This window comes from Oleiphilus sp. HI0080, assembly GCF_001635135.1.
This window is the reverse complement of record NZ_LWFU01001167.1, coordinates 1-1,303: the sequence shown is the minus strand read 5'-3', so window position 1 is coordinate 1,303 and position 1,303 is coordinate 1. Positions and strand designations below refer to the sequence as shown.

Sequence of the window (1,303 nt, the reverse complement as noted above, 5' to 3'; positions counted from 1 at the left end):
GCCCATTCCCGGCGCGAGACCTGCCGGAAAATTAGCCCATAAGCCCATCAAGATACAACCAAGGGCGGCCGCAACCGCAGTCGCGGTAAATACTGCCTCTTTAGGCATGCCGGCTGCCGACATGATGTCGGGGTTTGCAAATAAGATGTACGCCATCGTCAAGAAAGTAGTCAGACCAGCTACTAACTCAACCTTGACGGTCGTTTGGTGCTCTTTAAGCTTAAACAGCTTTTCTAGCATGATGGGATCCTCGTTCGGCGGTATAAAATCGCCCCTCAAAAATAGTCCAAAGAACTAAAACGGGCGAGCTCTTAATAAAACGAGGCTGAAAGCTACAGATATTTAGTCTCGACTTCCATATTAAAAAACCAATAACTTGACCGATTAGTCATTTTTGATACATTTTGTAACAAGCTTACTTTGATACGTCAAATATAATAATGAAGAAGCCATACAATCAAAGCTGACCGGATGGACAGCTATTTACTGACAAAACGTTTGATATAACGCATCCAAAAGACTACTTACCTTATCATCAACAACACGATAGTAAACAACCTGCGCCTCCTTGCGCGTCGCGAGAAACCCAAGTTCACGCATCACAGCGAGATGCTGAGAGAGCGCAGACTGCGACAAATCGATCTGCGCATTGATCTCACCAACAGAGAGCTCTCGATCCATCAAAACACATAGGATCATTAAACGCTTATGATTGCCGATGCCCTTGAGATAACGCTCCGCCTCTAGGGCATTCGCGCGTACCTGTTCCATTTCAGATTGCGGATTCGGTGTCATGTCCGCTAACCCGCATTTTTAACGAGCTTTGGCGACGTTAAGACATTTGCCACCAACATGCCAACCGACATCGCCCCAACAAAGAACAAAGTTGACGCGTCACCATATGCGATTGAAGAAATCGCAGGCCCAGGGCAGTAACCATACAACCCCCATCCGATACCGAACAATACCGCGCCACCAATCAATTTTTGATCGATCAGACTTGTACCTGGGAGATGAAACTCACTATCAAACAATGGCCGCGACTTGTTCTTATAAAATTGATACACGGGCACAGTCACCAACAGACCGCCCCCCATGACAAACATTAAAGTAATATCCCAATCGCCAAACAAATCCAGAAAACCAATCACTTTTTGCGTGTCTGTCATACCCGACAACGCCAACCCTGCGCCAAACAACAATCCGACCACTAAACCAACAAATCCAGCCATTGTAGAACTCCTATGCAAAAACATGACGAACAACAAACACGGTAACGAAACCCGCCGCCTTAAAAGTTACG

At 46.2% G+C, this 1,303-nt stretch carries 3 protein-coding genes; all 3 read right to left on the bottom strand.

Features of this window, described 5'->3' with window-relative positions; genetic code table 11:
* Positions 1 to 240: solute carrier family 23 protein (locus A3751_RS20835; protein ID WP_304439070.1), on the bottom strand; the 240-nt coding region annotated here is incomplete at its 3' end.
* Positions 241 to 483: 243 nt separating this feature from the next.
* A complete protein-coding gene (locus A3751_RS20830) occupies positions 484 to 795 on the bottom strand; it encodes a helix-turn-helix transcriptional regulator (RefSeq protein WP_068458764.1) in 312 nt (103 codons plus the stop codon).
* A gap of 5 nt (positions 796 to 800) precedes the next feature.
* Entirely contained in the window at positions 801 to 1,232 is a 432-nt protein-coding gene (locus tag A3751_RS20825) for a DUF6691 family protein (protein ID WP_068458763.1), read from the bottom strand.
* Positions 1,233 to 1,303 lie beyond the last annotated feature (71 nt).